This window comes from Bosea sp. NBC_00550 (genome assembly GCF_026020075.1).
In the GTDB taxonomy this organism is placed as follows: Bacteria; Pseudomonadota; Alphaproteobacteria; order Rhizobiales; family Beijerinckiaceae; genus Allobosea.
The window spans coordinates 4,828,536-4,845,336 of record NZ_CP102772.1 but is presented as its reverse complement, the minus strand read 5'-3'; the positions used below and the strand labels follow the sequence as shown (position 1 = coordinate 4,845,336).

15 protein-coding genes are annotated in these 16,801 nt (G+C 66.9%); 7 read left to right on the top strand and 8 right to left on the bottom strand.

All coding sequences use genetic code 11. The annotated features are described in order from the left end of the window. The first annotated feature begins 12 nt into the window (after positions 1 to 12). The gene (locus NWE53_RS23060; protein ID WP_265051667.1) at positions 13 to 2,175 is read left to right on the top strand and encodes a TonB-dependent receptor; all 2,163 of its coding nucleotides are present in this window, start codon (positions 13 to 15) and stop codon (positions 2,173 to 2,175) included. Positions 2,176 to 2,184: 9 nt separating this feature from the next. On the opposite strand, the gene NWE53_RS23055 is transcribed toward NWE53_RS23060, so the two are convergent. Beyond that, positions 2,185 to 3,243, bottom strand: coding sequence for an ornithine cyclodeaminase (locus NWE53_RS23055; RefSeq protein ID WP_265051666.1), 1,059 nt, complete (start codon positions 3,241 to 3,243; stop codon positions 2,185 to 2,187). A 127-nt stretch (positions 3,244 to 3,370) separates the two neighbouring features. Between NWE53_RS23055 and NWE53_RS23050 the strand changes: the two genes are divergently transcribed. The 3 genes from NWE53_RS23050 (at position 3,371) to mgrA (ending at position 6,848) form a co-directional block, all read left to right on the top strand. After that, positions 3,371 to 3,808 carry an Lrp/AsnC family transcriptional regulator gene (locus NWE53_RS23050; protein WP_265051665.1) on the top strand — a complete coding sequence of 146 codons (438 nt, stop codon included), beginning with the start codon at positions 3,371 to 3,373 and terminating at the stop codon, positions 3,806 to 3,808. A 492-nt stretch (positions 3,809 to 4,300) separates the two neighbouring features. Further along, entirely contained in the window at positions 4,301 to 5,731 is a 1,431-nt protein-coding gene (locus NWE53_RS23045) for an aldehyde dehydrogenase family protein (RefSeq protein ID WP_265051664.1), read from the top strand. A gap of 94 nt (positions 5,732 to 5,825) precedes the next feature. Then, positions 5,826 to 6,848 carry an L-glyceraldehyde 3-phosphate reductase gene (mgrA, locus tag NWE53_RS23040; RefSeq protein ID WP_265051663.1) on the top strand — a complete coding sequence of 341 codons (1,023 nt, stop codon included), beginning with the start codon at positions 5,826 to 5,828 and terminating at the stop codon, positions 6,846 to 6,848. Between the two features lie 186 nt (positions 6,849 to 7,034). Here mgrA and NWE53_RS23035 read toward each other — a convergent pair whose 3' ends face one another. Then, entirely contained in the window at positions 7,035 to 7,523 is a 489-nt protein-coding gene (locus tag NWE53_RS23035; RefSeq protein WP_265051662.1) for an Lrp/AsnC family transcriptional regulator, read from the bottom strand. Positions 7,524 to 7,685: 162 nt separating this feature from the next. Between NWE53_RS23035 and NWE53_RS23030 the strand changes: the two genes are divergently transcribed. Further along, positions 7,686 to 9,068 carry an aminotransferase-like domain-containing protein gene (locus NWE53_RS23030; RefSeq protein ID WP_265051661.1) on the top strand — a complete coding sequence of 461 codons (1,383 nt, stop codon included), beginning with the start codon at positions 7,686 to 7,688 and terminating at the stop codon, positions 9,066 to 9,068. A 191-nt stretch (positions 9,069 to 9,259) separates the two neighbouring features. Here NWE53_RS23030 and NWE53_RS23025 read toward each other — a convergent pair whose 3' ends face one another. From NWE53_RS23025 to NWE53_RS23005, 5 genes are all read right to left on the bottom strand, one after another. Beyond that, positions 9,260 to 9,661 (bottom strand): DUF983 domain-containing protein, encoded by a 402-nt coding sequence (locus NWE53_RS23025; protein ID WP_265051660.1) that lies wholly within the window; start codon positions 9,659 to 9,661, stop codon positions 9,260 to 9,262. A 124-nt stretch (positions 9,662 to 9,785) separates the two neighbouring features. After that, entirely contained in the window at positions 9,786 to 11,183 is a 1,398-nt protein-coding gene (lpdA, locus tag NWE53_RS23020) for a dihydrolipoyl dehydrogenase (RefSeq protein ID WP_265051659.1), read from the bottom strand. 10 nt (positions 11,184 to 11,193) lie between these two features. After that, positions 11,194 to 12,585, bottom strand: coding sequence for a dihydrolipoamide acetyltransferase family protein (locus NWE53_RS23015; RefSeq protein ID WP_265051658.1), 1,392 nt, complete (start codon positions 12,583 to 12,585; stop codon positions 11,194 to 11,196). After that, positions 12,585 to 13,601 (bottom strand): alpha-ketoacid dehydrogenase subunit beta, encoded by a 1,017-nt coding sequence (locus tag NWE53_RS23010; RefSeq protein WP_265051657.1) that lies wholly within the window; start codon positions 13,599 to 13,601, stop codon positions 12,585 to 12,587. Before NWE53_RS23010 ends, NWE53_RS23015 begins: the two co-directional genes overlap by 1 nt. A gap of 4 nt (positions 13,602 to 13,605) precedes the next feature. Next, positions 13,606 to 14,865, bottom strand: coding sequence for a 3-methyl-2-oxobutanoate dehydrogenase (2-methylpropanoyl-transferring) subunit alpha (locus NWE53_RS23005; RefSeq protein ID WP_265051656.1), 1,260 nt, complete (start codon positions 14,863 to 14,865; stop codon positions 13,606 to 13,608). On the opposite strand from NWE53_RS23005, the gene NWE53_RS23000 reads away from it, so the two are divergent. Together NWE53_RS23000 and NWE53_RS22995 are read left to right on the top strand one after the other, a co-directional pair. Continuing rightward, positions 14,864 to 15,100 carry a hypothetical protein gene (locus NWE53_RS23000; RefSeq protein WP_265051655.1) on the top strand — a complete coding sequence of 79 codons (237 nt, stop codon included), beginning with the start codon at positions 14,864 to 14,866 and terminating at the stop codon, positions 15,098 to 15,100. The genes NWE53_RS23005 and NWE53_RS23000 overlap by 2 nt on opposite strands. Then, a complete protein-coding gene (locus tag NWE53_RS22995; protein ID WP_265051654.1) occupies positions 15,093 to 15,590 on the top strand; it encodes an Lrp/AsnC family transcriptional regulator in 498 nt (165 codons plus the stop codon). The genes NWE53_RS23000 and NWE53_RS22995 overlap by 8 nt, the downstream gene beginning before the upstream one ends. Positions 15,591 to 15,737: 147 nt before the next feature. Here NWE53_RS22995 and NWE53_RS22990 read toward each other — a convergent pair whose 3' ends face one another. After that, positions 15,738 to 16,769: an LLM class flavin-dependent oxidoreductase gene (locus NWE53_RS22990; RefSeq protein ID WP_265051653.1), complete on the bottom strand. Its 1,032-nt coding sequence runs from the start codon at positions 16,767 to 16,769 to the stop codon at positions 15,738 to 15,740. Between the last annotated feature and the right edge of the window lie 32 nt (positions 16,770 to 16,801).

Sequence of the window (16,801 nt, the reverse complement as noted above, 5' to 3'; positions counted from 1 at the left end):
TCGAGATATCAGATGACCCAGCCTCGCTTCCGGCCGCGCCATGCCGCGCGCCTTGCCACTCGCCTTGTCGCCCACCTTGCCGCCGGCACGGCCTTCGGCTCTCTCCTGTCCTCGGGCGCGCTGGCACAAGGCGCGATCGTTCTCCCGGAAATCACCGTCACCGCGCCGAGCCCGATCCAGCCGCGCGTGTTGCCGGAGGCCGCGCAGGCAGGCGGGGACACCGTGCCCCTCAACCGCAGCTTCTCGTCGGTGACGGTGCTGACCGCGCCGGACATCCTGCGCAATGGCGGGCGCACGCTCGGCGACCAGCTCGCCAACGAGCCCGGCATCACCAATTCCGGCTTCGCGCCGGGAGGCGCCGACCGGCCAGTGATCCGCGGCCTCGATAATGTCCGGGTGCGCATCCAGGAAAACGGCATCGGCTCGCAGGACGTCTCCGACCTCGGCGAGGACCATGGCGTGCCGATCGACCCGCTGGCGGCGCAGCGCATCGAGGTGATCCGCGGCCCCGGCACGCTGCGCTACGGCTCGCAGGCGATCGGCGGAGTCGTGAGTGTCGAGAACAACCGCATTCCCTCCATGCTGATCGCTCCGGGCTTCCATGCCGAGACGCGCTCGTCGGTCTCCTCCGTCGACAACGGCTTCGAGAATTCGGCGCTGATCGATGCCCGCTCCGGCCAGTTCGTCATCCATGGCGACATCTATCACCGCAATGCCGAGGACTACCGCATTCCCGGCGGCCGGCAGTTCAACAGCTTCTCCCGCTCGCACGGGCAGGCGATCGGCGGCACCTATTTCCTGCAGAACGGCTTCATCGGCTTCTCGCTCTCGCATTTCACCAGCCTCTACGGCATTCCCGGCAACGACGCCGCCCAGAGCCGCACCCGCATCGATCTCGAGCAGACGCGGCTGGCCAGCAAGGGCGAGTTCCAAATCGACGGCGGCTTCATCGACACGATCCGCTACTGGGTGGGCGGCTCGGTCTATCGCCATGACGAGAAAGGCCTGAACGGCGACGGCCTGTTCGAGACCGCGGCGACCTTCAAGAACCGCGAGGTCGAGGGCCGCGTCGAGGCGCAGCTCAAGCCGGTCGATATCGGGATCGGCCGCCTGACCTCCGCCTTCGGCGTGCAGTTCGGTCGGCAGGAGATCGGCACGGCGGGCGAGGCCGGCGGCCTGCTGCTGCCGGCGACGACGCAGACCGCCGCGCTCTACAACTTCAACGAGCTTCAGCTTCTGCCGGGCACCAAGCTGCAGGCGGCGGGGCGCATCGACTATGCCCGCGTCTCGGGCACCGGCGCGATCTTCCCCGCCGATCTGCTCGGTGCTTCCGGCGACCCTACGGACGATCCGCGCACGCGCCGTTTCGTGCCGCTCAGCGCCAGCATCGGCCTGCTGCAGGACCTGCCCTACGGTTTCGTGGCGAGCCTCGCCGGCTCCTATATCGAGCGGGCACCGAAGGCCGCCGAGCTGTTCTCGCGCGGCGCCCATGATGCACCCGGCACCTTCGAGATCGGCGATCCCAACCTGAGGAAGGAGGCCGCCAAGACGGTGGAACTCGGCCTGCGCCGCAGCGCCGGCCCGTGGCGCTTCGACGCCTCCCTCTATGCGACGCGCTATGAAGGCTTCATCTACCGGCATGTCACCGGCACCCGCTGCGACGACGAGTTCACAAGTTGCGGCACCGGCGACGAGCTGACCCAGGTCATCTACAGCCAGCGCAACGCGACCTTCCTCGGCGGCGAGCTGAAGACGCAGTACGACCTCTTCGCCATCGGCCCGCACGTCTTCGGCATCGAAGGACAATACGACATCGTGCGCGCGAAGTTCTCCGGCGGCGAGAACGTGCCGCGCATTCCGCCGCAGCGGCTCGGTGGCGGCCTGTTCTGGCGCGGCGGAGAAAGCTGGCAGGCGCGCGTCACCCTGCTTCACGCCTTCTCGCAGAAGCGCACCGCACCCGAGGAAACCACCACCGACGGCTACAACCTGCTGAACGCCGAGCTGAGCTATCGCTTCAAGATCAAGGAGAGTCCGCTTGGCCCTGTGGAGCTGACGGCCGGCGTCAACGGCACCAATCTGCTCAACGAGACGATCCGCAACGCCGTCTCGTTCCGCAAGGACGAGGTGGTGCTGCCGGGCCGCGGGGTCAGGGCCTTCCTGAGCGCGAAGTTCTGAACCTCGCTCTCAGGCCGCGACCACGGCGCTCGGCGCGGCGCGCATCAGCATGCCGAAGAGATCGCGCGGATCGTCGGGATCCGCGATCAGGTCGAGGTCGACATAGGTGCCGGCCTCGCGGATGCGCTCATAGACGTAGCGCAGCGCCGAGAAATCCTCGATGGCGAAGCCGACCGAGTCGAACATCGTGATCTGACTAACGTCGCTGCGGCCCGGCGCGACGCCGGCGATGACCTTCCAGAGTTCCTCGACCGGGTGATCCGGGTCGAGCTGCTGGATATCGCCCTCGATGCGGGTCTGCGGCGGGTATTCGACGAAGATCGAGGAGCGCAGCAGCACATCGCGGTGGATCTCGGTCTTGCCCGGGCAGTCGCCGCCGACCGCGTTGATATGGACGCCGGCACCGACCATGTTGTCGGTCAGGATCGTCGCATACTGCTTGTCGGCCGTGACGGTGGTGACGATCTCCGCGCCCTCGACCGCCTCCATGGCGGTGGCGCAGCGGGTGATCCTGAAGCCGTGGCGCGCGAGATTGCGGGCGCATTTCTCGGTCGCGGCCGGGTCGACGTCGTAAAGGCGCAGATTGTCGATGCCGAGCAGCGCCCGGAAGGCGAAGGCCTGGAACTCGGACTGCGCGCCATTGCCAATGATCGCCATCGTCGCGGCGTTCTTCGGCGCGAGGTGCTTCGCCGCCACCGCCGACATCGCCGCCGTGCGCAGCGCCGTCAGCAGGGTCATCTCCGAGAGCAGCACGGGATAGCCAGTCGCGACGTCGGAGAGCAGGCCGAAGGCGGTGACCGTCTGTAGCCCGGCCTTCATGTTCTTGGGGTGGCCGTTGACGTATTTGAAGCCGTAGAGCTTGCCGTCGCTGGTCGGCATCAACTCGATCACGCCTTCGAGGCTGTGCGAAGCGATGCGCGGCGTCTTGTCGAAGATCTCCCAGCGCCGGAAATCGTCCTCGATATAGCCGGCGATATCGGACAGCACGCGTTCGATGCCGATCGCATGGACCAGCTTCATCATGTGGTCGACGCTGACGAAAGGCACGACGTTGAGCTGCTGAATCATGGGTCCCCGCGCTGTTCTTATGAAAGACCCATTGTCCGCGTTTTGAGCGGCAGGCGATAGAAGCCAGATTGACCTGATCGATGCCAAGATTGATCGGATCGGTAAAGGCGATTATCCAATATGGACAATGGACGATATCGATCAGCGCCTCATCACCCTGCTGCGCCATGACGGGCGCCGCAGCATCTCGGACCTTGCGGCCGATCTCGGCCTGACGCGGGCGACGGTGCGCTCGCGGCTGGAGAAGCTGGAACAGTCGGGCGAGATCATCGGCTTCACCGTAATCCTCCGCTCGGACGCGATCGACCTGCCGGTGCGCGGCATCACCATGATCGAGATCGCCGGCCAGGCGGCGGACGCGGTCACCACAGCCTTGAGCGGCTTCAGCGAGGTCTCCAGCATCCACACCACCAACGGCAACTGGGACCTCGTGGTCGAGCTCGGCACCTCCGACCTGATCGCCTTCGACCAGGTGCTCAGACGCATCCGCCTGATCCCCGGCGTCACCAACAGCGAGACCAGCCTGCTGCTGGCGACGCCGCGCAGCGTCAAGGCGCGGCTGTAGGCGCTATGGGCAGTTCGTCGCCGGCCTGTCGTGGCTCCCCCGTCATTCCGGGGCTTCGCGCCAGCGAAGAGCCCGGAACCCAGAACCGATACGATCTCCACGAAGGCGCGGTTGGGTCACCGATCAAATGAATAACGGCATTGGTTCTGGGTTCCGGTCTCAGGCCTGCGGCCTGCCCCGGAATGACGGCTGAGGCTCCGGCAACATCATCTCTGGAAGCTGCCCACACCACCCAGCACTTTCGACAAGGATCGCCGCTGCATGGCCGCCATCCGCAAATGCGACACGGCGCCCCGTGACAGGCGCGCGCCGCCCCCCTAACGTGCCACCTGTCAGACGAAGGCGTCGATGGCGGCCGGCGATGCATGATCGCGCAAGGCCGCCCGTTCGCGTCCGGCATCGACAGTTCCTTGCTCAGGGCATGGACGAACGGCCGCTTCCCGGCCGGGTTCGCGCGCCTTTGAGCCAAGACACGATCAGGGAGACCAGACCATGTCGCATGAGCTCGAATTCTACATCGACGGCCAGTGGGTGCAGCCCTCCGGCAAGCGCACGCTGGGCGTCGTCGATCCGTCCAACGAGGAGGTTTTCGCCACCATCGCTCTCGGCGAGCAGGCCGATGTCGACAAGGCCGTCGCCGCGGCCCGCGCGGCCTTCCCCGCCTTCGCCGCGACCTCGAAGGCCGAGCGCCTCGCGCTGATGCGCCGCCTCGCAGAGGCCTACAAGAAGCGCTACGACGACATCGCCGACGCGCTCTCGCGCGAAATGGGCGCGCCGAAGGAGCTGGCGCATCGCGCGCAGGCCGCGATGGGCACCGCCCATCTCGCCAAGATGATCGAGACGCTCGAGAATTTCGAGTTCGAGGAGCTGCGCGGCACCACCCTGATCGCCAAGGAGGCGATCGGCGTCGTCGGCATGATCACGCCGTGGAACTGGCCGCTCAACCAGATCATGTGCAAGGTCGCGCCAGCGCTGGCCGCCGGCTGCACCATGGTGCTGAAGCCCTCCGAGATCGCACCGCTCAACGCCATCATCTTCGCGGAAGCCATGCATGAGGCCGGCGTGCCGAAGGGCGTGTTCAACCTCGTCAACGGCGATGGCCCGACGGTCGGCGAGGCGATCTCGCGCCATCCGGGCGTCGACATGGTCTCCTTCACCGGCTCGACCCGCGCCGGCATCCTCGTCGCCAAGGCGGCGGCGGACACCGTCAAGCGCGTGCATCAGGAGCTCGGCGGCAAATCGGCCAACATCATCCTCGACGATGCCGACCTGAAGAAGTCGGTGAAGCTCGGCGTCGAGAGCGTGATGCGCAACTCCGGCCAGTCCTGCAACGCGCCGACCCGGATGTTCGTGCCCGAGAAGCTGCATGAGGAAGCGCTCGCCATCGCCAAGCAGGTCGCCGAGCCGCTCAAGGTCGGCGCTCCCTCGGCGGACGGCGTCTTCCTCGGCCCGGTCGTCAGCGAGGTGCAGTACGAGAAGATCCAGCGCCTGATCGAGGCCGGCATCAAGGAAGGCGCAACGCTGGTCACCGGCGGCCCCGGCCGGCCGGAAGGTCTGAACCGCGGCTACTATGTCCGCCCGACGGTCTTCGGCGGCGTCACCGACGAGATGACGATCGCGCGCGAAGAGATCTTCGGACCCGTGCTCTCGATCCTGCCCTACAAGAGCGACGACGAGGTGGTGGAGCGCGCCAACGACACGCCCTACGGCCTCGCTTCCTATGTCCAGTCTGGCTCGCAGGATCGCGCCCGCAAGATCGCGGCGCAGATGCGCTCGGGCAACGTCTATATCAACTATCCGGCCTGGGACGCGGGCGCGCCCTTCGGCGGCTACAAGCAGTCCGGCAACGGCCGCGAATACGCCGATTTCGGCCTCGAGGAGTTCCTTGAGATCAAGGGCACGGTCGGCTACGCCGCAGCCTGATCGGATAGCGACCTGACAGACGCAAGGCCCGGTGGACGCAAAGCCACCGGGCCTTCATCTTATCGACCATTCAATCGATTGAGAGAGACAGGCCATGGCCAATCCGAACCGCTATGACGCGATGCGCTACAATCGCTGCGGCCGCAGCGGGCTGCAGTTGCCGGCGCTCTCGCTCGGCCTCTGGCAGAATTTCGGCGAGACCGGCAGCCGCACCAATATGCGCGAGATCTGCCGCACGGCCTTCGACCTCGGCATCACCCATTTCGACCTCGCCAATAATTACGGCCCCCCGCCCGGCTCGGCCGAAACCGCCTTCGGCGAGATCCTCGCCCAAGATTTCGCTGATTATCGCGACGAGCTGTTGATCTCGACCAAGGCCGGCTACCGGATGTGGCCCGGCCCCTATGGCGAATGGGGCAGCCGCAAATACCTGATCTCCAGCCTCGACCAGAGCCTGAAGCGGATGAAGCTCGACTATGTCGACATCTTCTATTCGCACCGCTTCGACCCGAACACGCCGCTGGAAGAGACGATGGGTGCGCTCGACGCCATCGTCCGCCAGGGCAAGGCGCTCTATGTCGGGCTCTCCTCCTACAATTCGAAGCGCACGCAGGAAGCGGTCGCGATCCTGCGCCGGCTCGGCACGCCCTGCCTGATCCACCAGCCGAGCTATTCGATGCTCAACCGCTGGATCGAGCAGGACGGGCTGCTCGACACGCTCGATGCGGAGGGGATCGGCTCGATCGTGTTCTCGCCGCTGGCGCAGGGCATGCTGACCGACAAGTACCTCAAGGGCGTGCCGGCCGGCAGCCGTGCCGACAAGAAGGCGCCTTCCTTCCGCGAAGGTTTCCTGAGCGAGGACAATCTCAGGAGCATCGCGGCGCTGAACGAGATCGCCAGCGCGCGCGGCCAGAGCCTCGCCCAGATGGCGATCGCCTGGGTGCTGCGCGGCGGACGCGTCACCTCGGCCCTGATCGGCGCGAGCCGGCCGGAGCAAGTGACCGATTGCGTCGCGGCGCTGAAGAACCCGGAATTTTCCGCCGACGAGCTGGCGGCGATCGACAAGCATGCGGTCGATGGCGGCATCAACATCTGGGCGGCTTCGGCGGAGCGTTAGAACAGCTGCCATCGTCATTCCGGGGCTTCGCGCAGCGAAGAGCCCGGAACCCAGAACCGATGCATCTTATCGAGAGCGCAGCAGTCGCGCCGCTTCATTTAGATCCGGTATCGGTTCTGGGTTCCGGGCTCATGCCGATGGCATGCCCCGGGATGACGATGTGTTTCTCCGCCCGTCCGACTCCCCTCAATCCTCCTCCGCCACTGCCGCGATCGGCAGGGCGCTGGAGCGCTTCACCTGGCCCAACGCGAAGCTCGATTCGATCGAGGCGACGCCGTCTAGGCGGGTGAGCTTGTCCTTGAGGAAGCGCTCATAGGCCGGCAGGTCGCGCACGACGATGCGCAGGAGATAGTCGCGCTGCCCGGTCATCAGATAACAGTCGACCACTTCGGGCCAGCGCGCCACGGCCTGCGAGAAACGGTCTAGCTCGTCCTCGCGCTGGCGCTCCAGCTTGACCGAGGCGAAGACGCTGATCGGCAGGCCGACCTTGGTCTGGTCGATGATCGCGGCATAGCCCTGGATGACGCCGGCCTCCTCCAGCATGCGGATGCGGCGCGCGCAGGGCGAGGCGGAGAGGCCGATGCGCTGGGCGAGGTCCTGCACCGAAAGGCGCGAATTGATCTGCAGTTCCGCGATGATCTTGCGGTCGAGCGCATCGAGGCGCAGGCGTGCCATTCCCTGTCTCCGTCCCGGCTGACATCGCCCTTTTACAGGAGCCGCCGTTGATCGCCATGGGCATCACCGTGGAAGGGAGCAACACGATACAACTGGCGCGAAGGCGCCGGTCGAGCTAAGCGATACCTACAATCCTGCGAATGTATGGAAACCCGCGCTGCGATGGTCGAAGGCGATGAAGCGATCCGCTGGATCGGCCGGCTCGATCCGGCGGCAGGGCCGCGCTACCTGCAGATCGTCGCGCAGCTCGAACAGGCCGTGACCAAGGGGCTACTCCGGCCCGGCGACCGGCTGCCGCCGCAGCGCAAGCTGGCCGATCATCTCGCGGTCGATCTCACCACGGTGACCCGCGCCTTCGGCGAAGCCCGCGAACGCGGGCTGATCGACGCCGTGACCGGGCGCGGCTCCTTCATCTCGGTCCGGCAGGAGCAGGAGGGGCCTGCGCTCGACCTCAGCATGACGATCCCGCCGGCACCGAAGGGGCTGCGACTGGGCGAGCTGATGCAGCGCGGCATCGCCGAGATTCTGGCGCGCAGCGATGCCGACCAGCTGATGAACTATCATGGCGGGGCCGGGTCGCTGGCCGAACGCGCGGCCGGAGCCGCCTGGCTCGCGCCGCTGATGGGCGTGCTTGCGCCGCAGCGCATCGCCGTCGTGCCGGGAGCGCAAACGGGGCTGAACGCCCTCCTCTCGCTGCTGGCCCGGCCCGGCGATACGGTCCTGACGGAACCGCTGACCTATCCCGGCCTGATCGGCGCGGCCCGGCAACATGGGCTTACCATGGCTCCTGTCGCGAGTGATGCTGACGGCCCGCTCCCGGACGCGCTCGACGAGGCTGCCATCCGCTACGGAGCGCGGCTGTTCGCGCTGACACCGACGCTGCAGAATCCGACCTGCATCACGATCAGCGAACAGCGCCGCCGCGAACTCGTCGCCGTCGCCCGCCGACGCGACCTCGTGCTGATCGAGGACGATCCCTACAGCCTGCTCGCCGGGGATGCGCCCCCGCCGCTCGCTGCGCTGGCGCCGGAGCGGACATGGCATATCGCGACCTTGTCGAAGGTGCTGACGCCCGGCCTGCGAACGGCCTTCATCGTCATGCCCGAGGGAGCCGACGACGCTCCGTTCCTCGACGCCTTGCGCGCGACCGCCCTGATGCCCGCGCCATTGATGACGGCACTTGCCACGCATTGGATCAGGATCGGCGTGGCCAAGGATCTGCTGGAGGGCGTGCGGCGCGAAGCGGCCGAGCGGCAAGTACTGGCGAGAGGGATTTTGCCCGAGACGATGCAGGGCCATCCCTATGCGCTGCATGTCTGGCAGCCGCTGCCCGCGCATTGGGAGCGCAGCCGCCTGATCGAGCGTGCCCGGACGGCCGGGCTCGGCGTCATGGCGGCAGATGCGTTCAGCACGGGGGGCCAGGCTCCGGACGCGATCCGGATCGCACTGGGGGCGATACCGGAACGGGCGCGGCTGGCCGAAGCGCTCCGACTTCTGGCCGAGCTGATCGCAGGCAATGAATTGGAGCGACAAGAGGCGCGCTGAACACCCTGAAACCGGGTAGAGGCCCTGCGATTTTACGGAAACGCGGGTCATCCCGGCCGGAGCGAAGCGGAGAGCCGGGATCCATGCCTGAACCTCGACCGGAAGCGCTCCGGCATGGATCCCGGGTCAAGCCGGGGATGACGCCGTGGTTCCGTCGCAGATCAGCAGCTGTTGAAACAGCTTTGTCAGGATCAGGCCGCCGGCTTGTCCTGCGGCGTCGGGCGGGCGAGCCGGCCTTCCTCGGCCTTGTGGAAGAATTGCGAGGCGACGAGCCAGCCCTTCAGCGGCTGGAGCGGCGGAATGCAGGTCAGCAGGATCAGCGGCAGCGTGGTGACGAGATGCACCCAGGTCGGCGGATTGTAGGTCAATTCCAGCCAGAGCGGGAAGGCCGCGGCCGGGATGCAGACGAACATCATCACGAAGAAGGCCGGTCCATCCGCCGGGTCGGCGAAGGAATAGTCGAGACCGCAGACCTCGCATTTCGGCTTCAGCTTCAGGAAGCTCTCGAACATCTTGCCCTGCCCGCAGCGCGGGCAGCGGCCGCGCAGGCCGGTCTGGAGCGGAGAGAGTGGCGGCCAGTGCTCGCCGGACATGGAATGTCTCCTCGGGACGGCGCCATTCGATCGGCGTTGCCCCTCAGATCAGCCTCGATACAGACAATGTCAATATTGTATGCATCTTAGCTGGCTGCCTGCGCGGATCGGTCGCGGGGCGTTTTCAGATGTGCAGCGCGTGCCCCAGCGCCTTCATCGCGGCCTCCGGGAAGGCCTCGCCGAGCGTCGGATGGGCGTGGATCGTGCCGGCGATGTCCTGCAGCGTCGCTCCCATCTCGATGGCCAGCCCGAAGGCGGCCGAGAGTTCCGAGACGCCCTGCCCGACCGCCTGGATGCCGAGCACCAATTCGCTGCCGGCCTGCGCGACGACGCGGACGAAGCCGGCCTCGGCATGGCGGGTCATGGCGCGGCCATTGGCGGCGAAGGGGAACTGGCCGATCTTGAGCTCATGGCCGGCGCGCTTGGCCTCCTCAGGGGAAAGGCCGACCGAAACGATCTCGGGATCGGTGAAGCAGATCGCCGCGATGCCGCGCTTGTCCCAGGCCCGCGGCAGGCCGGCGACGATCTCCGCCACCATCTCGCCCTGCGCCATGGCGCGGTGCGCCAGCATCGGCTCTCCGGTCACGTCGCCGATGGCGTAGATGCCGCGCATCGCGGTCTCGCAGCGCTCGCCGATACGGATGAAGCGGCCATCCCTGTCGAGAACGAGGTTCTCAAGCCCGAGATCGTCGGTGACCGGCTTGCGGCCGACGGTGACGAGGATCTTGTCGGCCGGTAGCGCACGCTCGGTGCCATCGGCCGTCTCGATGCGCAGCCCGTCGCCCTTCGGCGTTGCCCCAAGCGCCTTGGCGCCCGTGAGCACCTCGACGCCGAGCGCAGTCAGGCGCTTCGAGACCGGGCCCGTCAGTTCGGTGTCGTAGAGCGGCAGGATGCGCTCCTGCGCCTCCACCACCGTGACCTTGCTGCCGAGCTTGGCGAAGGCGGTGCCGAGTTCGAGGCCGATATAGCCGCCGCCGACCACGACGAGCCGCTTCGGCAATTCGGTCAGCGCCAGCGCGCCGGTCGACGAGATGGTGTTTCCACCGAAGGGCAGGAAGGGCAGTTCCACCGGCGCGGAGCCGGTCGCGATGACGATCGCCTCCGCCCTGATCGTGCGCGGGCCGGTCTCGGTCTCGACCACGACGGTCTTGCCGTCGCGGAAACGCGCCTTGCCATGGACGATCTTGACCTTGGCCTTTCGCAGCAGCGCGGCGACGCCGTTGTTGAGGCGCTGGACGATGCCGTCCTTCCAGGCCACTGCCTGCTTCAGGTCGAGTTTAGGCTCCGCGGCGGTCAGGCCGAAGGGCGTCTTGCCGGCGGCGGCCTCGGCCGCCTTCTCGAACTCCTCGGCGACATGGATCATCGCCTTGGAGGGGATGCAGCCGACATTGAGGCAGCTGCCGCCGAGCTTGGTGCTCTCTACGATGACGGTGTCGATGCCGAGCTGGCCGGCGCGGATGGCGCAGACATAGCCGCCAGGGCCGGCGCCGATGACGAGGAGCTTGCAGGTGATCTCGGTCATGGCTTGCTCCTCAGATGTCCACGAAGAGCGTGGCCGGGTTCTCCAGCAGTTCCTTCAGCCGCTGCACGAAGACGGCGGCGTCCCAGCCGTCGATGACGCGGTGGTCGAAGCTGGAGGAGAGGTTCATCATCTTGCGCGGCACGAAAGTCGTGCCGTCCCAGACCGGGCGCACGACCATCTTGTTGACGCCGACGATGGCGACTTCCGGGTAGTTGATCACCGGCGTCGTGGCGATGCCGCCGAGCGCGCCGAGCGAGGTGATGGTGATGGTCGAGCCGGTGAGCTCGTCGCGCGTCGCGGTGCCGTCACGCGCGCGCTCGGCGAGGCGGTTGAGCTCGATGCCGCAGCCCCAGAGATCGCGCGCCTCGGCATGCTTCACCACCGGCACCACGAGGCCGGACGGCGTCTGCGTGGCGATGCCGATATTGATCGCGGCATGCTGGTGCACGACCCCGGCATCGTCTTCGTAGAGCGCGTTGAGCGCCGGCTGCTCGCCGAGCGCCTTGACCATGGCGCGCATCAGGAAGGGCAGCATCGTCAGCTTCGGCCGTTCCGGCGTCGGCTTCTTGTTCAGCGTCGCGCGCAGGTCTTCCAGCGGCGAGACGTTGATCTCCTCGACGATGGTGATGTGCGGGATGCGCGACTTGGACAGCGCCATCTTCTCGGCGATGCGCCGGCGCAGGCCGACGACCTTGATGTCGGTAACCGCATTCTGCTCGACCAGCCCGCCGCCGCGTGCCGGCTCGGGGCCGCGTAGCAGGAAGGCGTCGATATCCTCATGGCTGATGCGGCCGGCCGGGCCGGTGCCCTGGACCTGCCGCAGATCGACGCCGGCCTCACGCGCCTTGAGGCGCACGGCCGGCGAAGCAAGAGGCTTCTCGCCCGGCGCGCGGCGCTGGGCGGGTGTGGTACCGGCGCGCGCCGGCTTCGGCGGCGGCGGGGCAGCCGGTTTAGCAACGGAACCACCGCCGTCATTCCGGGACTTCGCGTCAGCGAAGGGCCCGGAACCCAGAACCGCTGGGTTGTCGGAGGTTGTCGCCCCGCCACCGGCGCCCTTGCGAAGAGACGCATCGGTTCTGGGCTCCGGGCTCAGGCCTTCGGCCTGCGCCGGAATGACGGACTGGTTCCCCGCGACATCGTCGCTCTCCGCGCCGTCCGCACCCGCAATCTTGAGCTTCACGATCGGTGAGCCGATCGCGACGGTGTCGCCGACCTCCGCGCCGACCCAGGTGACCTCGCCCTCGACGGGAGAAGGAATCTCGACCGTCGCCTTGTCGGTCATCACGGCGGCGAGCAGATCGTCTTCGCGGACGATGTCGCCGACCTTGACGTGCCACTCGACGAGTTCCGCCTCGGCGATGCCCTCGCCGACATCCGGCAGCTTGATGATGCGCTCGGCCATCAGCGTGCCTCCATGATGTCGCGCAGCGCCTGTCCGAGGCGGGCGGGACCGGGGAAGTAGTCCCATTCCTGCGCATGCGGATAGGGCGTGTCCCAACCGGTGACGCGCATCACCGGCGCCTCCAGATGGTAGAAGCAGTGCTCCTGCACCAGCGAGGCCAGCTCGCCGCCGAAGCCGGAGGTCAGCGTCGCCTCGTGCAGCACGATGCAGCGGCCGGTCTTCTCGACCGACGCGATGATCGCCTCCAGATCGAGCGGGACCAGCGTGCGCAGATCGATGACCTCGGCGTCGATCCCGGTATCCTCGGCGGCGGCGAGGGCGACATGCACCATGGTGCCGTAGGCGATGATGGTCACGGCACTACCCTCGCGCCGCGTCACCGCCTTGCCGAGCGGCACGGTGTAATGGCCGTCCGGCACCTCGGAGAGCTCGTGCTTCGACCAGGCTGTTACGGGTCTGTCGTGATGGCCGTCGAAGGGGCCGTTATAGAGCCGCTTCGGCTCGAGGAAGATCACCGGGTCCGGGTCCTCGATAGCCGCGATCAGCAGGCCCTTGGCGTCGTAGGGGTTGGACGGGACGACGGTCTTCAGGCCGGAGACATGGGTAAAGAGGGCTTCCGGACTCTGGCTATGGGTCTGGCCGCCGAAGATGCCGCCGCCGGTCGGCATGCGGATCACCATCGGGCAGGTGAAATCCCCGGCCGAACGGTAGCGCAGGCGCGCTGCTTCCGAGACGATCTGGTCATAGGCCGGATACATGTAGTCGGCGAACTGGATCTCGACGCAGGGGCGGAGGCCATAGGCGGCCATGCCGACCGCGGTGCCGACGATGCCCAGTTCGTTGATCGGTGCATCGAAGCAGCGCGAGACGCCGTATTTCTGCTGGAGCCCATGCGTGCAGCGGAAGACGCCGCCGAAGAAGCCGACATCCTCGCCGAAGACCACGACATTGTCGTCGCGGCCCATGGAGACATCCATGGCGGAGCGGATCGCCTCGATCATCGTCATCTTGGCCATCGCGTCAGACTCCGATCTGCTGGCGCTGGCGGCGCAGATGCGGCGGCAGCTCGGCATAGACATCCTCGAAGATGTCGCGTGCCGAGGGCTTGCCGCCGGAATGCAGCGTGCCAAAGCTCTCGGCCTCCTTCTGCGCGGCGATGACGGTTGCGAGGATCTCGGCCTCCGCCTGCTTGTGGCGCTCCTCCGTCCAGGCGCCGACCGCGATCAGATGCTGCTTCAGCCGGATCAGCGGGTCTCCGAGCGGCCAGTCGTCGGATTCATGCTTGGGGCGGTAGGCGGAAGGGTCGTCCGAGGTGGAATGCGCGCCCGCGCGGTAGGTGACGTATTCGACCAGCGTCGGCCCGAGATTGCGGCGGGCCCGCTCGATCGCCCATTGCGCCACGGCATAGGTGGCGAGGTAGTCGTTGCCGTCGACGCGCAGGGCCGGGATGCCGAAGCCGAGTCCCCGCGCCGCGAAGGTGCCGGAGCCGCCGCGCGCGATGCCCTGGAATGTCGAGATCGCCCACTGGTTGTTGACGACGTTGAGGACGACCGGGGCCTTGTAGGTCGAGGCGAAGACCAGCGCGGCGTGGAAATCCGATTCCGCCGTCGAGCCGTCGCCGATCCAGGCCGCGGCGATGCGGGTGTCGTTCTTGATCGCCGAGGCCATCGCCCAGCCGACGGCCTGGACGAACTGCGTCGCGAGATTGCCGGAGATCGAGAAGAAGCCGTGATCCTTCGACGAGTACATGATCGGCAATTGCCGGCCGCGCAGCGGATCGCGCTCGTTCGAGTAGATCTGGCACATCATGTCGACGAGCGGATAGTCGTTCGCGATCAGGAGCCCGGCCTGGCGATAGGTCGGGAAGTTCATGTCGCCGGGCTGGAGTGCGATGCGGAAGGCGCAGCTCACCGCCTCCTCGCCCGTGTGCTGCATGTAGAAGGAGGTCTTGCCCTGGCGCTGGGCCATCTGCATGCGCGCATCGAAGGTCCGCAGCGTCATCATGTGGCGCAGGCCGCGGACGAGATCGTCCTTGCCGAGATCGGGCGCCCAGGGGCCGACCGCCTCGCCCTCGCGGTTCAACACGCGGATGATCGAATAGGCGAGATCGCGGATATCCTTGGGGTCGACGTCGACAGGCGGCCGCGCGACCGAGCCCGCCTTCGGGATCACGACATGGGAGAAGTCGGGCTTCTCGCCAGGCCGGCTCGCCGGCTTCGGGACATGGAACTTCAGCGGCTGGACCGTCGCCGACGTGCCGTCGGCCTTGTCGCTGCTCATGAGCGTCTCCATCCCTGTCGCCACCAGCATTCCGCCTTCGCGTGCATCCGGCAAGGCGCCTCTCGTCGGCGCCGCCATGCACAGCAACCGCAGCCGGCCCGCGATCGTTCCCCTTGCAACCAACGCTAACGCTGCGCGGGCGGAGGTTCCTTCCGAATTTGCGGACGTCCTCGACATGAGGCAGAAGATACTGCTGCCTTTGTCGAAGATTGCGGAATTATCGCCCGATGAATAAAAAGAGCCAGAATGGTCCTGCTCTCGATCTGATCGATCGCAAGATTCTCGCTGCGTTGCGGGAGGATGGGCGATTGACGACGCAGGCGCTGGCCGAAAAGGTCGGCCTCTCTCCCTCTCCCTGCTGGACGCGGGTGAAGCGGCTGGAGGAATCCGGCACGATCGAGAAATACGTCGCGCTGCTCGACCACAAGGCGCTCGGCTACAACAATGTCGTCTTCGTCGAGATCACGCTCGACAAGCATGACGACAAGGTGCTCGACCAGTTCGGCGAGGCGCTGGTCCGGGCGCCGGAGGTGGTCGAGGCCCATCTGGTCACCGGCGAATACGACTATCTCGCCAAGGTCGTGGTCAGCGGCACCGACCACTACGAGCGCTTCCTGCGCGAGACGATCTACCGCATCCCGGGCGTACGCCAGACGCGCACGACGTTCGGGCTGAGGGCGCTGAAGCGGACGCTTTCTGTCGATCCGCTGAAGGTGGTGGGGTGAAATCGCAGGATGGTCGGGAGAACAGCCGTCATGCTCGGGCCTGACCCGAGCATCTCCTGCCGAAAGAGGCTCCTTGAGCCTCATCCTGCCTGAGATTCTCGGGTCTCCGCTTCGCTTCGCCCGAGAATGACGGCCTTTGCGAACGCTCTACGCCAACATCTCCCGCACCAGCGGCACGACCTTCTCGCCATGGAGCCTGATGCATTCCATCATCCGTTCATGCGCCAGGGGGCCGGCGCTGTACTTCAGCTGGAAGCGGGCGATGCCCAGTCCCTTGGCGGTCGCGGCGATCTTGCGCGCCACCGTCTCGGGCGAGCCGAGATAGAGCGAGCCGCGCGCGACCTCCTGCTCGAACTCGTCTCGGCCCATCGGCGGCCAGCCGCGCTCGGCGCCGATGCGGTCCCGCATCTGCTTGTAGGCCGGGAAGAACTCCTCCCTGGCCTGCTCGTCGGTGGCCGCGACATAGCCCGGCGAATGCACGCCGACCGGCTTCGCCCGCTTGCCGAGCTGCGCATAGGCGCGATGGTAGAGATCGACGAAGGGTTTGAAGCGCAGCGGATCGCCGCCGATGATGGCGAGCATCATCGGGAGATCGTAGCGCGCCGCCCGCACCACCGATTCCGGGCTGCCGCCGACGCCGATCCAGGTCTTGAGCGGCCCGTGCTCCACCGGCGGGTAGACCAGCTGGTCCTTCAGCGGCGGACGGATCGAGCCCTGCCAGGTCAACGGCTCCTGCGGCAGCAGCGCGGCGAAGAGATCGAGCTTCTCCTCGAAGAGCTTTTCATAGTCGCGCAGGTCGAAGCCGAAGAGCGGGAAGGATTCCGTGAAGGAGCCGCGCCCGAGGATGACCTCCGCACGCCCGTTCGAGAGCGCGTCCACCGTCGAGAAGCGCTGGAAGACGCGGATCGGATCGTCCGAGCTCAGCACGGTGACCGCGGAGCCCAGCTTGATGCGGCTGGTGCGCGCGGCCATCGCCGCCAGCACGGTCTCGGGCGACGAAACTGCGAAATCGGCGCGATGATGCTCGCCGACGCCGATGAAGTCGATGCCGACGCTGTCTGCCAGCACCGCCTCGTCGACGAGGTTGCGGATCACCTGCGCATGCGGCAACGGCTTGCCGTTCGCCCCATGGGTGACGTCGCCGAAGGTGTCGAGCCCGAATTCCAGTTCCTGCGCCATGATCATCCCCAGGCCTGCTACGGCCCGTTGCT